The organism is Sphingobium sp. TomTYG74, from assembly GCF_055393875.1.
Genome location: NZ_AP027341.1, coordinates 393667 through 414581 on the forward strand (window position 1 = coordinate 393667; position 20915 = coordinate 414581).

Annotated in this window: 22 protein-coding genes, 2 tRNA genes and 1 other RNA gene; 13 read left to right on the plus strand and 12 right to left on the minus strand. The window is 56.9% G+C overall.

The annotated features are described in order from the left end of the window. Window positions 1–45 precede the first annotated feature (45 nt). Window positions 46–231, plus strand: a complete 186-nt coding sequence (locus tag ACZ5TB_RS02115; protein ID WP_449471522.1) for a hypothetical protein — start codon at window positions 46–48, stop codon at window positions 229–231. Window positions 232–335: 104 nt separating this feature from the next. Here the strand turns inward: ACZ5TB_RS02115 and ACZ5TB_RS02120 are convergent, their stop codons facing one another. Further along, window positions 336–722, minus strand: coding sequence for an EF-hand domain-containing protein (locus ACZ5TB_RS02120; RefSeq protein ID WP_464791837.1), 387 nt, complete (start codon window positions 720–722; stop codon window positions 336–338). A gap of 270 nt (window positions 723–992) precedes the next feature. Here ACZ5TB_RS02120 and purB point away from each other — a divergent pair, with 270 nt between their 5' ends. The 3 genes from purB to ACZ5TB_RS02135 all read left to right on the plus strand — a co-directional run bounded on the left by purB (window position 993) and on the right by ACZ5TB_RS02135 (window position 4955). Then, window positions 993–2309: an adenylosuccinate lyase gene (gene purB / locus ACZ5TB_RS02125; protein WP_464779174.1), complete on the plus strand. Its 1317-nt coding sequence runs from the start codon at window positions 993–995 to the stop codon at window positions 2307–2309. Between the two features lie 293 nt (window positions 2310–2602). Next, window positions 2603–4336, plus strand: a complete 1734-nt coding sequence (locus ACZ5TB_RS02130; RefSeq protein WP_464791838.1) for a tyrosine-type recombinase/integrase — start codon at window positions 2603–2605, stop codon at window positions 4334–4336. 457 nt (window positions 4337–4793) lie between these two features. Beyond that, the gene (locus ACZ5TB_RS02135; RefSeq protein WP_464791839.1) at window positions 4794–4955 is read left to right on the plus strand and encodes a hypothetical protein; all 162 of its coding nucleotides are present in this window, start codon (window positions 4794–4796) and stop codon (window positions 4953–4955) included. Between the two features lie 884 nt (window positions 4956–5839). Here ACZ5TB_RS02135 and ACZ5TB_RS02140 read toward each other — a convergent pair. Together ACZ5TB_RS02140 and ACZ5TB_RS02145 are read right to left on the minus strand one after the other, a co-directional pair. Next, the gene (locus ACZ5TB_RS02140; protein ID WP_464791840.1) at window positions 5840–6274 is read right to left on the minus strand and encodes a hypothetical protein; all 435 of its coding nucleotides are present in this window, start codon (window positions 6272–6274) and stop codon (window positions 5840–5842) included. Beyond that, complete coding sequence (locus ACZ5TB_RS02145) at window positions 6271–6594, minus strand: hypothetical protein (RefSeq protein ID WP_464791841.1); 324 nt, start codon at window positions 6592–6594, stop codon at window positions 6271–6273. Before ACZ5TB_RS02145 ends, ACZ5TB_RS02140 begins: the two co-directional genes overlap by 4 nt. A 311-nt stretch (window positions 6595–6905) precedes the next feature. Here ACZ5TB_RS02145 and ACZ5TB_RS02150 point away from each other — a divergent pair, with 311 nt between their 5' ends. After that, window positions 6906–7841: a hypothetical protein gene (locus tag ACZ5TB_RS02150; RefSeq protein WP_464791842.1), complete on the plus strand. Its 936-nt coding sequence runs from the start codon at window positions 6906–6908 to the stop codon at window positions 7839–7841. Window positions 7842–8440: 599 nt separating this feature from the next. Here ACZ5TB_RS02150 and ACZ5TB_RS02155 read toward each other — a convergent pair. Then, window positions 8441–9031 (minus strand): recombinase family protein, encoded by a 591-nt coding sequence (locus tag ACZ5TB_RS02155; protein ID WP_464791843.1) that lies wholly within the window; start codon window positions 9029–9031, stop codon window positions 8441–8443. 143 nt (window positions 9032–9174) lie between these two features. On the opposite strand from ACZ5TB_RS02155, the gene ACZ5TB_RS02160 reads away from it, so the two are divergent. Both ACZ5TB_RS02160 and ACZ5TB_RS02165 read left to right on the plus strand, forming a co-directional pair. Then, window positions 9175–9918, plus strand: a complete 744-nt coding sequence (locus ACZ5TB_RS02160) for an SLATT domain-containing protein (RefSeq protein ID WP_464791844.1) — start codon at window positions 9175–9177, stop codon at window positions 9916–9918. Continuing rightward, window positions 9915–11255 carry a reverse transcriptase domain-containing protein gene (locus ACZ5TB_RS02165; RefSeq protein ID WP_464791845.1) on the plus strand — a complete coding sequence of 447 codons (1341 nt, stop codon included), beginning with the start codon at window positions 9915–9917 and terminating at the stop codon, window positions 11253–11255. The genes ACZ5TB_RS02160 and ACZ5TB_RS02165 overlap by 4 nt, the downstream gene beginning before the upstream one ends. Before the next feature lie 207 nt (window positions 11256–11462). On the opposite strand, the gene ACZ5TB_RS02170 is transcribed toward ACZ5TB_RS02165, so the two are convergent. Continuing rightward, window positions 11463–11539: transfer RNA gene (locus ACZ5TB_RS02170), tRNA-Pro, on the minus strand. A 99-nt stretch (window positions 11540–11638) separates the two neighbouring features. Then, complete coding sequence (locus ACZ5TB_RS02175; RefSeq protein WP_464791846.1) at window positions 11639–11938, minus strand: JAB domain-containing protein; 300 nt, start codon at window positions 11936–11938, stop codon at window positions 11639–11641. A gap of 226 nt (window positions 11939–12164) precedes the next feature. Here ACZ5TB_RS02175 and thyA point away from each other — a divergent pair, with 226 nt between their 5' ends. From thyA to ACZ5TB_RS02195, 4 genes are all read left to right on the plus strand, one after another. Further along, entirely contained in the window at window positions 12165–13055 is an 891-nt protein-coding gene (gene thyA, locus ACZ5TB_RS02180) for a thymidylate synthase (protein WP_464792466.1), read from the plus strand. A 105-nt stretch (window positions 13056–13160) separates the two neighbouring features. Beyond that, window positions 13161–14495, plus strand: coding sequence for a thiamine pyrophosphate-dependent enzyme (locus tag ACZ5TB_RS02185; RefSeq protein ID WP_464791847.1), 1335 nt, complete (start codon window positions 13161–13163; stop codon window positions 14493–14495). Between the two features lie 193 nt (window positions 14496–14688). Then, window positions 14689–15693: an alpha-ketoacid dehydrogenase subunit beta gene (locus ACZ5TB_RS02190; protein WP_464792467.1), complete on the plus strand. Its 1005-nt coding sequence runs from the start codon at window positions 14689–14691 to the stop codon at window positions 15691–15693. 3 nt (window positions 15694–15696) lie between these two features. After that, window positions 15697–17049 carry a dihydrolipoamide acetyltransferase family protein gene (locus ACZ5TB_RS02195; protein ID WP_464791848.1) on the plus strand — a complete coding sequence of 451 codons (1353 nt, stop codon included), beginning with the start codon at window positions 15697–15699 and terminating at the stop codon, window positions 17047–17049. A 175-nt stretch (window positions 17050–17224) separates the two neighbouring features. Here ACZ5TB_RS02195 and ACZ5TB_RS02200 read toward each other — a convergent pair whose 3' ends face one another. Then, window positions 17225–17695 (minus strand): hypothetical protein, encoded by a 471-nt coding sequence (locus ACZ5TB_RS02200; RefSeq protein WP_464791849.1) that lies wholly within the window; start codon window positions 17693–17695, stop codon window positions 17225–17227. Between the two features lie 156 nt (window positions 17696–17851). Here ACZ5TB_RS02200 and ACZ5TB_RS02205 point away from each other — a divergent pair, with 156 nt between their 5' ends. After that, the gene (locus ACZ5TB_RS02205) at window positions 17852–19006 is read left to right on the plus strand and encodes an AI-2E family transporter (RefSeq protein ID WP_464779179.1); all 1155 of its coding nucleotides are present in this window, start codon (window positions 17852–17854) and stop codon (window positions 19004–19006) included. 41 nt (window positions 19007–19047) lie between these two features. Then, window positions 19048–19124 (plus strand) — tRNA-Asp (locus tag ACZ5TB_RS02210). A 196-nt stretch (window positions 19125–19320) separates the two neighbouring features. On the opposite strand, the gene ACZ5TB_RS02215 is transcribed toward ACZ5TB_RS02210, so the two are convergent. The 5 genes from ACZ5TB_RS02215 to ACZ5TB_RS02235 form a co-directional block, all read right to left on the minus strand. Continuing rightward, complete coding sequence (locus ACZ5TB_RS02215) at window positions 19321–19560, minus strand: DUF2842 domain-containing protein (protein ID WP_464791850.1); 240 nt, start codon at window positions 19558–19560, stop codon at window positions 19321–19323. Beyond that, entirely contained in the window at window positions 19557–20135 is a 579-nt protein-coding gene (locus tag ACZ5TB_RS02220; RefSeq protein WP_464791851.1) for a 5-formyltetrahydrofolate cyclo-ligase, read from the minus strand. The genes ACZ5TB_RS02215 and ACZ5TB_RS02220 overlap by 4 nt, the downstream gene beginning before the upstream one ends. Before the next feature lie 86 nt (window positions 20136–20221). Continuing rightward, window positions 20222–20378, minus strand: a non-coding RNA gene (ssrS, locus tag ACZ5TB_RS02225) — 6S RNA. Between the two features lie 11 nt (window positions 20379–20389). Then, window positions 20390–20725 (minus strand): cell division protein ZapA, encoded by a 336-nt coding sequence (locus ACZ5TB_RS02230; protein ID WP_464791852.1) that lies wholly within the window; start codon window positions 20723–20725, stop codon window positions 20390–20392. Further along, complete coding sequence (locus ACZ5TB_RS02235) at window positions 20718–20915, minus strand: hypothetical protein (protein WP_460987686.1); 198 nt, start codon at window positions 20913–20915, stop codon at window positions 20718–20720. The genes ACZ5TB_RS02230 and ACZ5TB_RS02235 overlap by 8 nt, the downstream gene beginning before the upstream one ends.

Here is a 20915-nt window from a genome sequence, read left to right on the forward strand (position 1 = left end):
GCTATCTTTTCTCTGGCGCGACCTTGTTGCATAAGCCGATTCACCATGACCAAGTCCGACAAAGACGCGCCCGACGCAGGCGCCCCCGAACAGGCAACAGAAGCAAAGCCCGATCTCGCGACTGCTGCACGAAAGACAGCGGGCCGAGGCGTGTGGATGGGCACCGCAGTCGGCATAGGATCGGCCGCCATCGTTGCAGCGCTTCTGTATACAAATAAAAAACGTGGCTGATCGATTGGGCTAAAAGGGAGGCGGCATGGCCTTTGCTCCACGCCGCCCCATGCTGTGACCCATAAACCGGGTTCTTGTCAGCCTCGATAATTGCGGAGCGGCAATTACGCGGCGCCGCGGCTCAGATAGGTGATGAGTTCGGGCTTGCTCACGGACGTGCTTTTATCCGCATCAGCTGTCTTGAATGCGCCATCGGCCCAAGCTGTGACGTCAGCGGCGGATAGTTTTTCACCGCTGCTTTTCATCTCCTGATCCTTGAGCGCAACCATCCAACGCGAAAACTCGGCCTTGTCGAGTTGCCCGTCTCCATTGGCATCATAGGCCGGGAATTCGCTATCGACGATGGATGCGACGGTATCGGCCGGTGTCGCCGCCGGGCTTTGAGGAGATGTGCTCGCACTTGTCTGTGGGCTACCGGGCACAGAGCCAACCTGTCCGATGGCCGGAACAGCGGCAGACAGCGCAACAGACAGTATAAGGCCGCGTAACATCACTTTCTCCCTCGGCAGCGGTCGAGCAGGTCAGTTGCTCGATGGCTTGACGCATGAATACATAAGTGACGGCTGCGTTTCCTGAATATCCATTCAGCGTCGGCAGTTCGGCTGCGAAACCGGCTCATCCCGTCTTTGAACGCTGCGATATTCGGGGTAAAAAGTTGCCGGTACGGACGCGCGAACCCAATTGAGGGCGCGATTTGCCCTTGAATGGCTGGACTGCTAGGCGGCGCGCGAACTTTTTTATCAGCAATCAGGATTCGTTCGATGGTCCCGCGCTACGCCCGCCCGAAAATGACAGCTCTCTGGGAGCCCGAGGCTCGATTTCGCATTTGGTTCGAGATCGAGGCGCACGCCACCGAAGCGCTCGGTGAATTGGGCGTGGTGCCCAAATCGGCTGCCAAGGCGCTGTGGGACTGGTGGGCGACCAACCCCGCCATCGACGTGCCAGCGATCGACGCCATCGAAGCCGTCACCAAGCATGACGTCATCGCCTTCCTGACCTGGGTAGCCGAACAGGTTGGTGACGAAGCGCGCTTCATGCATCAGGGCATGACCTCTTCCGACGTGCTGGACACCTGCCTTGCCGTGCAGCTTTCCCGTGCGGCTGACATACTGATCGAGGATCTGGATCAGCTGCTCGACGTCATCAAGCGCCGTGCGTTTGAGCATAAATTGACGCCGACGATCGGGCGCAGTCATGGTATCCATGCCGAACCCGTCACTTTCGGCCTGAAGATGGCGGAGGCCTATGCCGAGTTCAGCCGGTGCCGAACCCGCCTTGTCGCGGCGCGTGAGGAAATCGCGACCTGTGCTGTCTCCGGTGCGGTAGGAACATTCGCGAATATCGACCCGCGTGTCGAAGAACATGTCGCGGCCAAGCTGGGCCTGGCGGTCGAACCTGTTTCGACCCAGGTCATTCCTCGTGATCGCCACGCGATGTTCTTCGCGACCTTGGGTGTCATCGCCAGCTCGATCGAACGGCTGGCTGTCGAGGTCCGGCATCTGCAACGCACCGAAGTGCTGGAGGCGGAGGAGTATTTCTCCCCCGGCCAGAAGGGCAGTTCTGCAATGCCGCACAAGCGCAATCCCGTTCTGACGGAAAATCTGACGGGTCTTGCGCGCATGGTGCGCAGCTATGCGCTGCCCGCGATGGAAAATGTTGCCCTGTGGCACGAACGCGACATCAGCCATTCGTCGGTCGAACGCTACATCGGTCCTGATGCTACCATCACGCTCGACTTTGCCCTGGGCCGTATGACCGGCGTCATCGACAAGCTGCTCGTCTATCCCGAACGCATGATGAAGAACCTCGACAAGATGGGCGGTCTTGTTCATTCGCAGCGGGTGTTGCTGGCGCTGACCCAGGCGGGCGTTTCGCGCGAGGACAGCTATCGCTATGTCCAGCGCAACGCGATGAAGGTCTGGGAATCGGATGGCCAGCTTTCGCTTCTCGAACTGCTGAAGGCCGATCCCGAAGTATCCGCAGCCCTTACCGCTGAGCAGATCGAAGAGAAATTCGACCTCGGCTATCACTTCAAGCAGGTGGACACGATCTTCCGCCGCGTGTTTGGAGAAGCATGACGGGCCGTTGAAAGCTCATATGATAAAAGGGCGCGGAAACGCGCCCTTTTTTATGTGCTGTCAGGATGCAGCAAAAAACTACGGGTGGTCGGCGGCATCGCATGTTGCGCGGCTGACGCCTCAAGGCTTTTGATATGAAAATTATGTGGTCGGGGAGAGAGGAGGGCTAAGTCGCCGGTCAGGTGCGCTAAGAAACCCCTTAGAAGTCCTCGGAGTCGCGGTTTTCTGCGGGTTTGAACTGTGGCAGTGCTACGCGCACATGTTACGCTGTTTCACCCACGGAATGAATTTTAATGCTGAATAGTTACCTCCGCAAACGTCCACAATCCCAGCACTGGCAGCTTCGGATGATGGTTCCCGTTGCAGCCCGGCCCGTCATCGGCAGGCGCGAATTTACCAAGTCTCTTGGCGTCCCTGATCGTCGCCAAGCTGAGGCACTGGCGCTGCCTACCCTGATGGCTTGGAAGTCTAGGGTGGAGGCTGCTTTGCTGTCTAAAAAGGCCGAGAAAGCTTCACTGGTACCCATCCGCCCTACAGAAGTGGAGTTGGAAGAGGCGGCGCTGGTCGTTGGATATGAACGTGCAAGCGAACGTGTGGATCAGTTGATAAAGGTGAAGGCCCGCCTTGGTGAAGCAAGTTACCAAGCGCTACGTGCTGAGTTCGAGCGTCGGCACATCGATTCCGTTCGCCGGTTAAAAGGTGAGGACTACACCTACTGGCGCGGTCACGCTGTGCGGCAGATTCAGAAGCGCGGATGGGACTTGCCCCACGGCAGCCTCCAATTCGATGAGTTTGTACATCAGTTGGCGCGGGCAGGGACCGATACATTTGCAAGGGCGGTAGCAATCATTGACGATACCGAACATTCGTTCGTGCCATCCGCGCCTGTTCAGGCCGCGATGAAGAGGAAAGACCAGCGGGCGCGTGATGGCGAGCGGATTGCCCAGCTATACGATATTTACGAAGCCCACCGCCTAGGAGAAGGCAGGAAGCGGGCCGATACCTTGCGGCAGGACCGCAAGCTCGTTGACGAGTTCGCATTGTTCGTAGGGGTAGATCGTAGCTTGCGGTCGATCCAGCCGTCCGACGTTCGAGAATGGCGCAACCTCCAAACCTCTCTCCCCATTACCTATGGCAAGCGAAACGAGTTCAAAGGGATGCCTCTGCGGCAAATAGCCGCCGTCGCCAAGGAGAGAGGGATGAAGACCCTCGACCTCGTCACGGTCAACAAAAAGCTGTCTGCTGTGTCGGCCTTATTTTCGTGGGCCAAGCGCGAAGGGTATGTAGAGGAGAACCCGGTCACAGGTCTGTTCTATCAGGTCGATAAACAGAAGAATGCGCGTCCACCCTTCACCGTCGAGCAGTTGAACATCATCCTTCGGTCGCCGCTATTCACCGGGTTCCTGCGGGATGGTAAGGAGTTCAAGAAAGGCAATGTCCATACAAGGGATTGGCGCTTCTGGCTTCCGCTGATCTGCTTATTCACTGGTGCACGGCTAGGGGAGATAGCCCAGCTACGGCTTGAGGACGTACGGCAGGAGGGCGACGTTCATTTTATCGAAATTAAGAACGAGCCGACGAAGGGACAGGCGACCAAATCAGGCAAGGACCGTATTGCTCCATTGCACTCCACCCTGATCGCCATCGGCTTCATCGATCACGTACGTTCCCAAAGGGAGCGGGCTGCGAAGGATGGTGACCATCGGCTATTTCCCGAACTCCAAAAGAATGAACGGGATCAAAGCGGCAAGGCGTCCCGGTTTTGGCGAGTGTACTTGGAGCGCATCGGCCTTAAGGAAGCGGGGGACGGCTTTGGGGCGCATTCGTTCCGCCATGGCTTGGCAGATCAGTTGCGTCTTGCTGGGTACTTCGATCAAGATATAGCTGTTGTCCTTGGGCATAGTCAAAAGACAGTTACCTCAGGCTATGGTAAGTTGCGGCAAGGAACTATCGGAAGAATAGCTGAAATAATTTCAGATGTACGCTTCGAAGGTGTCGACTTCACGCACCTCTACAATGTGCCATAGGGCGCTTTTAATTATTTCGGCTATCTCGGTAGGTAAATTCTTCAAATTGCGCTGTACGGGCTTCTGAGGGCAAAATAGAGGATGTTTGATCGTGGATGACGGCGGGCATCGCTTCGACCGATACAAATATGATGCATATGGTCCAACATTCCGACCTGCGAGCGCACACTGACCATTGCGCAAAGGGCAGGCGGAGCCTGCTCCCAAAGCGGGTAGCTTTCCGAACGCATTATCATCAGCAGGTGAAAAAAAATTTTACCCCTGATTTCAGAATTGAATCTGGCATATCAATTTGAAAAATATGGGTTATTATTAGATTTGGCTTCTAATCCCGCGTTATTAAAAACGGGATTATTGGTGCTATTGCCAGCCTTAAATTTTTTCGCTCAATGGGAAACCGAGGTCGGTGCACCCGGGAACTGGCCTCATTTTTATACGAATTTGAGGACGAAAAGATATGACCAGTGAACAGAAGATTGAACACCTTGCCTCTCTCGTCGATGATGCAATCGAAAACATCAAAAGTTATCTCATGGGCGAATACGACCCTATGGAAGCTAGAGACGACATGATGAGAACAATGAAGCGTCTACAAAGAGGGTTGGAACATATCAACTAATTTAAACTGGGGTGTACCATCTGCATGATGGTATACCCTATTCAATAAATTGAATACAACTCATCCTCCGCTAGGGTGATACTAGGTAATGGTTGGAGGGGTTAATTATAACCACTTGTTTCATTAGATAGTACGTTACGCGGAATCTTACACCCAATATCGCTTTTACACATTCTTAAATAGCTCAAATGCTTGTTGCCTTCTCCCTTGAAAGGAGAGGACGGTAGCCACACCGTGTATGATACCCTAGTGAATGCACTAGGACGATTGCATCAGCCCATAACTGTTTGAGTTTTTCCTTTGAGCTATATCTACTCGCAGGAGGGTAGGAGGTTGGCCTTTCGGCTTCTAAGTTCCCCTAAGAATGTAACTTGTTACCCGCTACAAGAGGTACGGGTAATAACAATATACATAGTAGTCCTACTGCACATCGGCTAATAGCCTTCGCAAGAGAGGTTGTTATCAATGTATGAAGTTCTGTAGCTAATAAGCCCTACAGGTGGCATTTGGCTTGGAAGTTAGGACGATCTAGCCAAGGTAATCGGCGTCATTTCATACATTGTATCAGGATGACGCCGATTTATCAAGGCTTGGTGAGGATTGAAGTATTTTTGCTGGTATACATTGGCAGGAGCCGAACCAACCGCACGTTATATAATGAAATAGCGCCAAATCACTGTATTACAGGCGTAAAACAGTTTATCTCTTAACCAGAATAAACATCTTTAAACAGCCGAATGACCTGAAAATAAATGGACGGGATAAACATACCTAAATATAGCCTATAGGCTGTGAGCTTCCCTATTAATCGGGGTCGGCACTGTGCATGGACAGGGAAGAGGGAAGGGCAAATTTTCTAAGACTTCGCCCCCTCCTTCATTTCGTCATCCTTCCGCGATGGTCAGCGGCACGGCCTCTCCCATAGCCTTCATGCAATTATTCCTGGCCCTGATTGCGGCTATCATGGCGTCAGTATCATCGTTGCTATCGATGAAGGTTTGCCCATTGATCCATACGAAGGGCTGATAACCAGTGTACGCTCCGAACCCGTTCTTAGCCAATACCTGCCCGTACATGCAGCGGGCCTTTGCGCTGACGGTCACGTCTTTGAACTTAACGGAAGTAGGGTCTTTCATGGCGTCCCTCGCGCTCGCCATGGCCCGTTCGGCAAATTCCTGATCGGGATTAGCAGGCTTGCTAAAGTTCAACATGTCATTGGCGTACAGGACGACAAGAAGGATGGCGATGAAGGGGGCAGCGACACAGCCCCATTTCATCGCCGCTTCCGTCCTAGGCATATCCTTTACGGGTTCGGTCATCCTTTAGCCCCGCTGGCTACAGGATGGCAGATCAGATTGGCTTGAAGCTGTAGGCTGAACGGGTCCACATATTCATCGTCGATGTCGCAACCGCTGGTGAGCCGGGCAACTTCCCTATTCCAGTCCCGAACAATCGCGCCCCGCTTGCGACCAAAGAAGCTAGGGATATGATATACGGTGATCTTGTCGCCGTAGTTGCGGACCTCGAACGTCTCGCCGTTGTGCTGTAGCTTATGCTTCTTCCCATCTGTCGGAACCAGCATGGGTTGAACTCTGGGTTCCTGCGCTGCCAGCAGAAGCGCGATAGCTGTTAGGATCATTTTGCCCCCTGTGAACCTTGGAGGCATAACCCGGCCCAAAGCCGGGTGTTGGAATCCCTGCACAAGGACAAGGCCCTGCGCTTTTGGGCCGAAACCTTGGACAGCACGCAGGCACCCGGCCGAGAAACTCGACCGAGCCTTGTGACAAAGGGGATTCCACGCCCCACAGCCTGCGTAACTCAAGCTGCTCGACCCTCATGGCAAAATGACGGGTCCGCGTAAATCCCTTTGGTTTGTGAACGTTTCCAAGCCGGTACGATTTGCTTTAGTGACCTTCTGATCGTACAGGCTTCTGTACTTAGGGGGTGCGAATGCTCGAACGTTTATTGCAGGGTAAGCACGCGGTACGCGGGCTCTTTATTGTTCTTGTGGGCGCGGCATGCCTCTCTGTTATGTTCAAGTTTTTAGCGCTGCCGCTGTTGTCAGATGTTACGCAGCCGATAGGTCCTTTTAAGGATCCCGGAGCAAATATTGTTTCCTATAGCATAGATGCATTAGTTCAAACTCTGCTAAGCACTTTTTTGCTTGCAAGTTTCTTTCTCTTTCTTGTTCCAGAAGAAGTTAGGTCTGCTCAGGTCGAGATAATAGACCCCCGCGATATCAGTGGGGCATTGACTGAGCACCTTCGTCAGACGGACCAATATTGGTTTCGGGGTCGTTCTGCTCGATGGTTCAGATCAAATGTACTGCCGGTTCTGACCGAGCAGGCAAGAGCGGACGGGCGCACAAAATCAATATGCGTTTTGCTTCCAGACCCATGTAATGCTACACTCATGCGTAACTACGCCGATTACAGAAATTCTATTAACTTTAAAGGTAAGGTGACAAACTGGACAAGTTGGGATATACAGAAAGAAATAGCATCGGCGATTGTAAGCATAGCTCACGCTCACTCAGTCAGTACATTAATTGATGCCCGCGTCGGACTTCTCGATAACTATTCCCTGTTGCGTTCTGACATCACATCAAAATCCGCGATCTTGACGCGAGAAGACCCGAAGGCGCCTGCAATTAGATGCAGAGCGGGGAGTGCGTTGTACGACACATATAAGGAGGAGATTCTCCAAGGTGTCACGCAAGGAAAGGAGGTTCAGTTCAACGAACCATCTTTGAAGTCGCGGGTGCTGGATGCTCTGTTCGTCAAAGAGGTAATAAGCCTTGCGGGTATGCAGGATATCGACAAAGACGAAGACAAGGTACAACAGATACTAGCCTCAGTCGTAGAACCCCATGACCCCTATAAGTAATTTAGAAAAAATCGCTGATGACATTGAGGCGGGTCATTTCTGCTTCCAGCGTCTCGCCGCGCGTTTAAAGTCATGCAATGAGTTGATAGTCTCATCTCATGCTTATGAGCATCCGTATGGATTCACCGTATTTAATATAAACAGATTTGGCGATGACGTACTCGTAAGATTGCACGTATGGCCCGAAAATCGCGAAAGTATAGAGGACTATATAATCCATGATCACATTTATGACATAACCAGTGTAATTCTCTGTGGATCGTTGAATCAAACTATATTTGACCGGATTTCTGATGAAAATCCCACCCATGACCTGTTCATTGGTACCTATGGTCAAGACAGTAGTACCATTTCCCGGTCCCAATTCTCTGCTCGGTTGACCGCGAATGACGTGGAGTGCTTCACTCAGCAGGATCGGTATTCACTCGCTGCGGGTCGGCTTCATTCTGTACAGGTGCCGTGTGAACTCACTGCAACGATTTTGGTGACACGACGTTCAAACTCAAGGAGTGAGCCGTTGATATTTGGCCCCCGGACGGGGAGTGACCAAATTACCTTCTATCGTCGCCCAGTGAGTCAGGATGAAAAGCTAAGCCTAATCAAGAGGGTGTTTGATCAAATCTCTTCGCAACCCGCTGAATGGCAGCACGGCTAACGGCATACTCCTTCGCCAAAGCGCCGAGAGAATCGCCGTTCTTCCGCTTCTCTATAATGGTACGCTGCTGATCATCCGTAAGGGTCTGTGGCCTGCCTAGGGCCTTGCCAGATGCCTTCGCCCTAGCAAGTCCGGCCTGTGTACGCTCAATGAGCAAATCGCGCTCAAACTCAGCGACGGCAGCTATAACCGCCATGGTCATCTTCCCCGCTGCGCTGGTGAGGTCCACGCCACCTAGGGCAAGGCAGTGAACCTTTACGCCTTCCGCTGCCAGCCGTTCAACCGTGGCGCGAAGGTCCATAGCGTTGCGGCCTAGACGGTCCAGCTTTGTGACAATGAGAATGTCACCAGCTTCAAGGCGATCTACCAGCTTAGCGAAGCCCTTACGCTCCATGGCAGCGACGGAACCCGACACTGTCTCTGTAACAACCCGCTTGGGATCGACGGTGAAGCCTGCCGATGCAATTTCCTGAATCTGGTTGTCAGTTGTCTGGTCGCTGGTGCTGACGCGGCAATAGGCGAAGGTGCGGCTCATTTCGTCACTTCCTGTATCGATTCGGTGTAACGAAACTAGCAACGTATCTAATATATGTGAAGTCTAATTTTCGATACATATTTCGTACATGTATCGGAACCGGTCGTTTTAGAGCGGTTTGGAAGAAATCGCGCTTAGACAGGTTGTTACCCGAAACGAGTTCATATAGTGCGAAAGGCGGTGCGGGCAGGACGCCTATTAAACTGGGCGTCAGTTCACATTGTGAGCTGTTCTTGTATGTCGGGGGAATCTCAGCCTTGGCTTTCTTCTCAAGAGGAAAAAGTTGCCTTCAATCTAATGTGCCCGCACCACCTTTGATGGAACCGGTACAGCGCGGCGTCGATCTTTCACGCATTTGGCTGACCTATAAAGCGCGCATCAACTCTGAGAGGCGCTACAGGCGGTATGCGTTAGCGAGCCATTTGGCTTTGAGTTGGTACGCCTTTCTTTCAATTGGATTTAGTATTTATCAAGATGATGTAGCTAATAAGATAGGTATATCATCCGCCAACAAATTATCTTTTATTACGTCTATCCTTACATTCGGCCTTTCCCTAATAATATATGGATTTAAGTTCGAAGATAGCGCGAATATATTCCGAGATTGTTACCTCCGGCTACAATCTATCTATCAATCTGGTTCTGATGGTCAAAAGAAGTTAAATGCCTATCAGGACTTGCTAGATCATTATCCAAATCATTCTAAGAATGATTATGAAGATGTATTATTTGATGCATGGAGGGCTGGCGATAGGCTTGAAAATTCCAAGGGAGTGATCCCGATACCTAACCGCATCATAGTGCAAGGGTACTTCCGGAAAGCAGTTTGGTACTTCCTAATATGCGTAGTGTTTATGGCACCGTTGATTGCGATCAAGCTGCTGTGACTGAACTGTTAGATTTGAAGCTCGACCAGTCGTCTTTTTTTCGCCCTGCCGTTCTGCGCGCCCTTTTTGAGTCACGTATAGCGAAATCTCAAGCCGTTGGGCTGGACGGTGTACGTATCGGAGCCTTCAATGAGGTTTTGATACAAGAATCAGAAATCATATCCAGAAAGGTTCTGGCGTCTACATACCGGCTTACTCGATATCGGGAAAAGCTGATTTCTAGAGGCGCTGAACGGTGCCCAAGGCAGATATCAATTCCTACGGTTCGGGATCGTTTAGCGCAGCGAGCGGCTTGTAACGCTCTTTCAGCAGTAATCCCCGACGCTCGCAGTCGTCCGCCTCATAGTCATATCAAAGCGATAGCGGAGGTTGTACGGGCGACAGATCAACCTCTTTCATTTCTCCGGATCGATGTACGTGATTTCTTCCCGTCCATTGAGCATGAGCGTCTGTTGGCGATGCTGGCTAGCCGGGGGGTTGATCCATTCCTTGTAGATTTCATCCGCAAATCAGTCTCCACCGTGACTGGGGGAAAGCCTGACTCTTCGCCTCTTCTAAAAGGCGTACCTCAAGGTCTTAGCATTTCAAATATACTGTCCTCAGTGTACATGACTGAACTCGACAAGGATCAATCTGAGCTAGGAAACTACCATCGTTATGTTGACGACGTACTGATAGTTGCTCCGTCTCATGAAATAAAAGCTCGGTATGTTTCTATCGTGAAGGCCCTTGATAGACTGGGTCTTTCGCCGCATCCTATGGGCAAATCCGGAAAAACAGAAGAAAAGAGAATATCGGAAGGGATAGATTATCTAGGATATAATTTATCTCGCCACAAGATATCTGTGAGACAATCGTCCGTACACAGGATGTTCGTAAATCTACTAAAGGTGATTACAAACTTTCGCTATAAGCGGAATGTCGAGAGGTTCTTATTTAAACTGAATATTCGTATTACCGGTTGCATAGTTGACGGGAAGCGCCGTGGTTGGTTGATGTTTTTCTCTCAGACAGAAGACTTATCACAACTCAGCTATTTAGATAAGTTTGTCGCTAGCCAGCTTGATCGCATCGGATTGCACGGACGGCAACTTGCCGTGGCAAGGTTTGTAAAAGCGTACCATGAGATACGGTTTAGGGGCGATGAGTCTCCGTACATTCCCAACTTCGATAAATTTGACCTGAATCAGATGTTAAACCTGATTCATACGGTGAAGGGAGTCCCCTTGGAGGAGCTTCAATCTCGTTCTGTAGAAGCTATTGAGGCGGAGTTCAGGGCCATTGTGGCGAGGGAAGTTGCAGACCTAGAACAGGACGTTCTTGGTTCCATATCATGATGGCGAAGGCACCGAGCCTTCGTCCTGATCGCGGTAGCGATCCATCTAGAGCTTAACCACAAAGGCTTTGCGCCAGTACTTAACGGTTCGTCGTGAATAAATATCGCTCTATCGACGCTCGCTCTGCCGTTGAGTGCTACGTTTAAATGCTACGCCGCTCCTCACAGGGTGTGCGTAACATATTGATTTTAAGCCATAAAAAGTAATTGGTCGGGGAGAGAGGATTCGAACCTCCGGCCCCTGCCTCCCGAAGACAGTGCTCTACCAGGCTGAGCTACTCCCCGACCGATAGCGGCATTGCTTGCAACGCCGCTGGGCAGGCGGGGTCTATAGAGGGGGCTTTTCGGGCTGGCAAGCGGCTGGGGGTGCTTTTTTTGACATGGTCATAATAGGCCTGCCGCGCGAAAGCTGAACTGGTTCGCGGCACCCCGGATTATATGATCGGCGAGCTTGACCTCCATGGGCCGGAAGCGGCGAGCAACGGTCCGTGAAAGGCGAATGTCGCTCCAACATGGATAGGGGGATCGCTGGTCGGGGCGCTGTTGCTCGATTGTCAGCCAGTGGCTATCGCGCAGCAGCAGTTCCTGCACGATGCAACGCCAATCTTCATTGCCATCCACGCGGTGTATTGGGCGCCAATCATCGTCGAGGAGGAGGAACTGCATGTTTGCCGTAGTAGTCATCGCAACTGGATGCGGCCGGGCCGATCAGTGATCACGGCCAACTGTCTCCACTGTGGAGGGGAAGGCAGGTAGAATGATCCGAAGCGAAAGCAAGATTGGCTAGCGGCTATCCGCTCGGCTAAAGCGGGGGCGGCGAGTTTGGAATCGTTCAGCAGGAAAGAACCCCCCTTTGACCAGTACCCTCATCGCGACCGAGGCGCATTACGAACAGCAATATCTGGACCTGATGCGCCGTGTCTGGACGGAGGGGGACGAGCGCATAGACCGGACGGGGGTTGGCACGCGATCGTTGCTGGGCGCCAGCATGCGTTTTTCGCTGGCTGATGATGCGGTGCCGTTGCTGACGACCAAGCGCGTTTACTGGAAGGTGGCCGCGCGGGAGATGCTGTGGTTCCTGACGGGCGACACCAATATCCGCGAGCTTGTGCGCCAGGGGGTGCATATCTGGACGGACTGGCCGCTGGATGCCTATCGCAAGGCTACGGGCGAGGACATCAGCCGGGACGATTTTGAGGCGCGGATCGTCGAGGATGCGGCCTTTGCGGCACGGTGGGGCGACCTGGGGCCGGTCTATGGGGCGCAGTGGGTGAATTGGCCGCGCTATGAAGCGGTTGGTGACGGGCTCTTCCGGCGGGCGGAGAAGGGGCATAACCAGATTGCTGAACTGGTCGAGGGGATCAGGAACAACCCGGGATCGCGGCGCCTGCTCTTTACGGGGTGGAATGTTGCGGAAGTGGCGCAGATGGCGCTGCCGCCTTGCCATATGACCTATCAGTTCCAAGTGGCGAATGGACGGCTCAATGGATTGCTGTTCCAGCGCAGTTGTGACCTTGGCCTTGGGTTTGCGTTCAACATATTCGGGCTGTCGATGATTACCCGGATGCTGGCGCAGCAATGCGATCTGGAGCCGGGGGAAATCGTCTGGCACGGTGGGGACGTGCATCTTTACCTGAACCATGCTGCACTGGTTGAGGAGCAGATCAGCCGGACACCGGGAGGGGCGCCGAAACTGCTGTTGAAAAGGCGGCCGGAGAGCATTTTCGATTATCGGATCGAGGATTTCGAGGTGGTGGATTATGCGCCGCAGAGTCACATTGCGGCGCCGGTGGCGGTTTGAATTCAAGAAGGAAATAGCGAAAAGACGGAACTCTTGCTTTTCGGGAGTGTTGTAATATAATAATTGCATCAAGCAATAATATTGCAAATGCGAGTAGGAGGCAGGATGGGCGACCGGAACGGTTCGGGCGCTGGAAAGGCCGGAACTCAAGGCGGCCGGGGTGCTGGAGAGCAGCTTTCGGCGGCCGGCCGGAACCTGCCGCCATTGCGGCTGCATGTGCCGGAACCTCAATTTCGGCCAGGCGATGAAGCCGATTTCAGTCATTTCGACATTCCCCCCGCCGGAACCTCGCGCAGGCCCGATGAGGCTGCGGACGCGGGTGCGATGCGGGAAATGGCCTATGACCTTGTCCGCGTGCTGGATGAGGAAGGGCGCGCGGTGGGGCCGTGGGACCCGAAGCTGCCACCCGAGATGCTGCTTCGCATGCTGCGCGGCATGGCGCTGACCCGCGCGTTCGACGGGCGCATGTTCCGCGCGCAGCGGCAGGGCAAGACTAGTTTTTACATGAAGTCGACGGGCGAGGAGGCGGTGTCGATCGGCGCGGCGGCGGCGCTGGCGAGCGACGACATGTGTTTCCCCAGCTACCGCCAGCAGGGCATATTAATCGCGCGCGGCTGGCCGCTGGTCGACATGATGAACCAGATTTATTCGAACAAGGGCGACCGGCTGAAAGGGCGGCAGCTGCCGATCATGTATTCGGCGAGGGACGCGGGCTTCTTCTCGATCTCCGGCAACCTGGCCACCCAATATCCGCAGGCGGTGGGCTGGGCCATGGCGAGCGCGGCGCGCGGCGATACGCGGATCGCGGCGACATGGTGCGGGGAAGGTTCGACAGCGGAAGGGGATTTTCATTCCGCTTGCACCTTCGCCAGCGTTTACCGCGCGCCGGTTATCCTCAACGTGGTCAACAACCAGTGGGCGATCAGCAGCTTTTCCGGCTTTGCGGGGGCGGAGGCGACGACCTTTGCGGCGCGGGCGATCGGCTATGGCATCGCCGGGCTGAGGATCGACGGCAATGATGCGCTGGCGGTCTATGCCGCGACGCGCTGGGCAGCGGACCGGGCGCGGGCCAATCATGGGCCGACGCTGATCGAGCATTTCACTTACCGCACCGAGGGGCACAGCACGTCCGATGATCCGAGCGCCTACCGGTCGGCGGACGAGGGGAGTCACTGGCCGCTGGGCGATCCGATCGCGCGGTTGAAGCAGCACTGTATCGCGATCGGCATCTGGGACGAAGAACGGCACGCGGCGATGGACAAGGAACTGGCCGAGCAGGTGCGTGAGGCTGCGCGGGAGGCCGAGAAGAACGGGATTTTGGGGCATGGCCTGCATCAGCCGATGGAGAGCATGTTCGAGGATGTGTTTGAGGAAATGCCCTGGCATCTGCGGGAGCAGCAGCGGCAGATGCTGGATGAAGCGAAGGCGGCTGGGTTGTGAGGGGGGAAGGGTCTTTTTTCCTCTCTCCTTTAGGGGAGAGGATAACGGAGCTTGCTGGCTTGCCAGCTAGCGGAGGTTGGAGAGGGGGATGCGTCGCTCTCCCCCTCTCCCAGCTTCGACGAGGCGGCAGAGCCGCCAAGTCTGCGCAACCCTCTCCCCTGAAGGGGCGAGGGGAATGACTGACACCCGCCAAATGAGCATGATCCAGGCGATCAACAGCGCGCTGGACGTGATGATGGAGCGTGATCCCGATGTCGTCGTGATGGGGGAGGATGTCGGCTATTTTGGCGGCGTTTTCCGGGCGACGGCGGGGTTGCAGAAGAAATTTGGCAAGAACCGGGTGTTCGACACGCCGATTACCGAGACCGGGATCATCGGCGTCGCAGTGGGCATGGGCGCCTATGGGTTGCGGCCGGTGCCGGAAATACAGTTTGCCGACTATATCTATCCCGCGCTTGATCAGTTGGTGAGCGAGGCGGCGCGGCTGCGTTATCGGTCGGCGGGGGAGTTCATCTCGCCGATGACGGTGCGGTCGCCCTTTGGCGGGGGTATTTTTGGGGGGCAGACGCATAGCCAGTCGCCCGAGGGCATCTTTACCCATGTTTCGGGGATCAAGACGGTGATTCCATCGACCCCTTATGACGCCAAGGGGCTGCTGATCGCGGCGATCGAGGATAATGATCCGGTGATCTTCTTCGAACCCAAGCGCATCTATAACGGCCCGTTCGATGGCCATTATGACCGGCCGGCGAAGAGCTGGGCAGGGCATCCGGGCGCAATGGTGCCGGAGGGCTATTATCGCGTGCCGTTGGGGCAGGCGCGCACGGTGCGGGAGGGTGGGGCGCTGACCATCCTTTGCTATGGGACGATGGAGCATGTGATCGAAAGCACCGTCACGGAGATGGGCGTCGATGCTGAGATCATCGATCTGCGCACGCTGGTGCCGCTGGATATCGAGGCGATCGAGCAGTCGGTGAAGAAGACTGGCCGCTGCCTGATCGTGCATGAGGCGACGCGGACCAGCGGTTTTGGCGCGGAGCTTTCCGCCCTGGTGCAGGAGCGGTGCTTCTATCATCTGGAAGCGCCGATCGAACGGGTGACGGGTTTCGACACGCCTTATCCGCACAGCCTGGAATGGGCCTATTTTCCCGGGCCGGTGCGGATCAGGGAAGCGATCAACAAGATCATGAGGGATTGAGCGATGCCCCTGTTCACGTTCAGGCTGCCCGACATCGGCGAAGGTATTTCCGAGGCGGAGATTGTCGGCTGGCATGTGAAGGTCGGGGATCGGGTGGAGGAAGACCAGCCGATTGCCGACATGATGACTGATAAGGCTACGGTGGAGATGGAGAGCCCCGTCGCGGGGGTGGTGACGCGGCTGGCCGGGGAGGCGGGTGAGCAGGTCGCGATTGGGGCGATGTTGGTGGAGATTGAGGTTGAGGGGGAGATTGAAGCCGAGACACCGGAAGGACGTGAGGTAGCGGGTCCGTCGGTGAACGGGATTGTTTCGTCGGTTGAGCGGGCTTCTCCGGAGGAAAAGCCTGAAGAGCCCTCTCCCCTTCAGGGGAGAGGGTTGGGAGAGGGGGAGCTAGGCGAAACGTCCGCGTTACAGCCCCTCTCCCCAGCCCTCTCCCCTGAAGGGGAGAGGGAGCAGGGCGGTACGTGCCTCCCCGCAGTCCCGGAAGGGGAGAGGGAGAAGGTGCTCGCCTCGCCCGCCGTCTGTGCTCGCGCCAAGGAACTCGGGATAAACCTCGCCCAGGTGAAGCCTACCGGAGATCATATCCGCCATTCTGATCTCGACGCTTTCCTGCTTTACGGCGCGGGGCAGGGCTATCGGCCTGCCGGGCAGCGCGCGCGGCGGGGGGATGAGGTGGTCAAGGTTATCGGCCTGCGCCGCCGCATCGCGGAGAATATGGCGGCGTCGAAACGGCATATTCCCCATTTTTCCTATGTGGAAGAGATCGACGTCACCGAACTGGAACGGATGCGCGCGCAGTTGAATGGCGAACGTGGGGATCGGCCGAAGCTGACTATGCTACCGCTGTTGATCGTGGCGATTTGCCGGGCGCTGCCGGACTTTCCGATGCTGAACGCCCGCTATGATGACGAAGCGGGCGTGGTGGCGCGCTTTGGCGCGGTGCATATGGGGATCGCGACGCAGACGGACGCGGGGTTGATGGTGCCGGTGATCCGGGACGCGCAGGACCGGAATATCTGGCAGTTGGCGAGCGAGATCAGGCGGCTGGCAGAGGCCGCGCGGTCGGGCAAGGCGAAGGTGGAGGAACTCTCCGGGTCGACTTTGACGCTGACGTCGCTGGGGCCGCTGGGCGGGGTGGCGACTACGCCGGTCATCAACCGGCCGGAGGTGGCGATTATCGGGCCTAATCGGGTGATAGAGCGGCCGGTGTTTCGAGGACGGGAGGTCGTGGCGGCGAAGCTCATGAACCTGTCGATCAGTTGCGACCATCGTGTGGTGGATGGCTGGGACGCGGCGAATTTTGTGCAGGCGGTGAAGCGGTTGCTGGAGACGCCGGTTCTGTTGTTCGTGGAGTGAATGGCTGCGCCCTCTCCCCTTCAGGGGTCGCAGGAAGGCACGCGACTTCCTGCGAGGCTGGGGAGAGGGGAGCAGCGGTTGTGCTTTTCAGGCCCCTCTCCCGCCTTCGCTACGCTCGGCACCTCGGCCAGAGGCACGTGACTCTGGCCGACCCCTGAAGGGGAGAGGGATTCGGTTACCGCATCGTTGCCCTATAACTCAGGCGCGCAGTCTCGCCGGGCGACAGGCGCGTGGGGCTGGTCCAGCGTATATGGGTGATGTCGGCGGGAACGGCCCGGCGGACGCCGCCTAGCGCGGTCGGCAGCCAAAGCTCGTCCAGACGACCCCAGCGTTGGCCGCCGTCCACCGATACTTGCATCGACGGATCGGGCGCCGCGAGGAGGGTGCCGCGCGGGATGGCGTTGGTCAGGGCGATGCCCTGCACCGGCCCGCGTCCTTCATTCCGGCAGTTGACGACAAAGAGAAGCTGGTCGCCGGGGGCCGCTCGCGTGGCGCTGGCGAGGGTGCGGCGGGCTCTGCCGTTGATATCGGTATGGACGCGCTCCACGAACATTTGCGTTTCCATGCGCAGGTTCGTGCGGGCTAGCGAGGGTGCGGACAGCATTGCCCATCCCGCCATGCCCAGCAGCGCCAGTTTACGCATCATCCGTTCAAAGCCCCGATCCCCGTTTCGGTACTGCTTAGGACAGGGGAGCGAAAATTTGGTTAATGAGCCTTAGCCATGTCCGGGCCGATGAATGAAATTGACGGGCTGTGACGGGCCGGTACACATTGTCGACATGCGGGCAGGATCGATCATTCAGTGACACCTCATGAACAGCTGGAAATCAACCGGCGGCGGGATCGGCTGCTGGCGTCCATCGCGCTGACGACGGGCGTTGGGCTGCTTCTTGCCTTGCCGTTCGCCTTGCGCGAGGGGGCGGAGTTTTTCTTGCCACTGACGGCGGCGGTGGTGATCGCCATTGCGCTGGTGCCGTTTCTCGAATGGATGGAGCGGCGGCGGGTGCCTTCCGCCGTGGCGGCGCTGGCGGCGGTGATCGCGTTTTTGGTGGTGGCGAATACGGCGCTGGTGCTGATCGTGGTGCCGGCGACGGACTGGTTCAGGCTGCTGCCACAGCGTTTGCCCAAGATTCAGGACAATCTGGCGCCGCTGATCGACTTTTATTCCCAGCTTCAGCATTTCGTGGACGAGACGGTGCAGATGCTCGCGACCGGGCCGGTGGCGGCGGCGCAGACGGCGGCGGTCGATGCGCCACGATCGCTGTTGCAGTTCGCCGCGACATCCGCGCCTTCGGCGATCATCCAGATGGTGTTCGCGCTGCTCATCATCTATTTTTTCCTTGCCGGTTGGACGCGGCTGCGGCGGCGGACGATCAACAGCCGGGGCAGCTTCGACGGCGCGATGGCGGTGGCGCGGGTGATCCAGAATGTGGTGGATGCGACATCCGCCTATGTGCTGACGATCGCGACGATCAACCTGTGCCTGGGGCTGGCGGTCGCGTTTGCGCTGTGGCTGATCGGCATGCCTTCGCCGCTGATGTGGGGCGGGATCGTCGCGCTCTTGAATTTCGTGCCCTATTTCGGGCCGATGCTGGCTGCGGCTTTGTTGGCGCTGGGCGGCCTCATGGTGTTCGACGATGTGTGGCGCGCGCTGGCGCCTGCGGTGACGCAGATCGGCTTTCATCTGGTGGAGGCGAATGTGATCACGCCGATGGTGCTGGGGCGGCGGCTGACGATGAACCCGCTGCTGATTCTGGTGTCGCTGACTTTCTGGGGATGGGTGTGGGGGACGCCGGGCGCGCTGCTGGGCGTGCCTTTGCTCATCATCATCCAGACCGTGGTGGCGGCTGCTGGAACCCCGGATATCGCGGGTTTCCTGTTCGAGCGGGGGACGCTGACGGTGGCGTTGCGCGAAGAAAATGACGAGAAAGAAGAAAGTGGCGAAAGAGCCGGTTGACAGGTCCGGCGGTCCCGCATAGATGCCCGCCCACACCGAACGCGGGTGTAGCTCAGTTGGTTAGAGCGCCGGCCTGTCACGCCGGAGGTCGCGGGTTCGAGCCCCGTCACTCGCGCCACTCTTTTTGAAGGGTGGATGGTCCTTAAGGGCCGGATTTTCTAAGAAATTTGATGAGCGTCATGCCAGCGAAAGCTGGTATCTGAGGCGTTGACGTGCGGACTGGCCTCAATAGATCCCAGCTTGCGCTGGGATGACGAAGTGGGCGCTACTAGCAACGAAGTTGGACGTCTTGGCCGCGCCGAACGTGTGGCGCCTCAGCCGCGCCGCCAGCGGCCCGTTTCCATCCAGGCGAGCAAGCGCTTCAGGGGCAGCACCCAGATCCAAACGATTCCGAGGAAGACATAAACCGGCACCTGCACGATCATCGGCAGGCTGCCGATGAACCCCGACAGGCTGCCGACCAGGACTGCCCAGAGCAGGATCAACCCGACGATGGCGAGTATGCCCACCGGCTTGCGCCAGCTGGGTTCGTAGGGTGCAGGCTGGCGGTTCACGCGTCGGGTCCTTCGATCAATTCGACTTCGGTGAGGATGATGTGGAGCGGCAGGTCCCACGGGTCGGCGGGCAAGGCGTCCTGTTCCTGCACCGACCAGGCGAGGCCGATCCGCAGCGCATCGGGGTGGCGAGCGAAGGCGCGGTCATAATAGCCGCCGCCCTGGCCCAGCCGGTTCATCGCACGGTCGAAGCCGAGCAGCGGGGCGATGATGACGTCCGGCGCGACGGGCGGGCCGCTGGGTTCGGGATGGTGCGTGCCATAGAGGCCGGGGTGAAGCTGATCCTCGGGCGTCCAGGCGAGGAATTCCATGCTGCCGAGCCGGTCGATGACGCGGGGGAGGGCGAGGGTCTTGCCCAGCCCTGCGAGTTGCGGGGCGAGGCGCTGGGCGGGCGCTTCATCGTCCAGGCCCATGTAGAGCGCGACCGTCTGCGCATTACCCAGCCTGCGGGCGAGCGGCGAGGGGAGTGCCTTGAAGGCTAGCCTGTGCGCCAGCGGATCGAGCGATTGGACGAACGCGCGGCGGTGTGTCCGGGCGAGGGTGCGCAGGGCGGTCTTGTCGAGGTCTTCGCTCATGGGGCCGCGTTTAGACCTGGAGGAGGGGGCTGGAAACCGGTTTCTCGACTGCGCTCGAAACGAACGGAGGAGAGAACGAGGAGGGTGACGGGACCGCCTTGGCCGTTTGCTGGAATATCCTCTGACGCCTCAACGTCAGGTGGGGACCATGTAGATCGGGCCTGGACCCGCCCAGGGACAGCCCCCTTGGATGTGATTATCGCCTCAGGGATGTTCGCTAAAGCTCGTACGAGGCAGTACCCGTCGTCCCTTATCTAGGCGTCCGGCGGCGGTGCGGCAAGCCTGTCGCTCAGCTTTTCTATCCGGGCAGCGAGCGCCTCGATCGCGCGGGCAGCCGCGTCATCGTCGTCATTGAGGGCCAGGCTCTGCTGACGGCCGATCGCTTCCCGCTTCAGGTCGTTAAGTTCGTCAGCCAGGAAGAGGGCGGCGAACAGCAGGGTGCGTACCTCAGTAAGGCCCGGCGTGTTCTGCTGCGCAAGGCGTGCCTTGCGTTCGATCAGGCTGGCGAGATGGGCAAGATGGGCTTCCTCACCATCGCGGCATCGGATTGCATAATGACGCCCGGCGATCTGAAGGTTCGTTTCAGCCACGCGAGTCCCCTTTAAGATCGGCGATCAGTTCATCGAGCGACCGGAGCGCCGCGCGCGCGGCGACGGGGTCCATGCCGGAGGAGGCGGAAGAGGCCGGACCCGCGACCGCTAGACCCTGCACATCCTGTTCCAACCGACTTACCGCGCGCTCCAGTGCGCCGATAGCCTGCATCATGCGATCGCTTGCCAT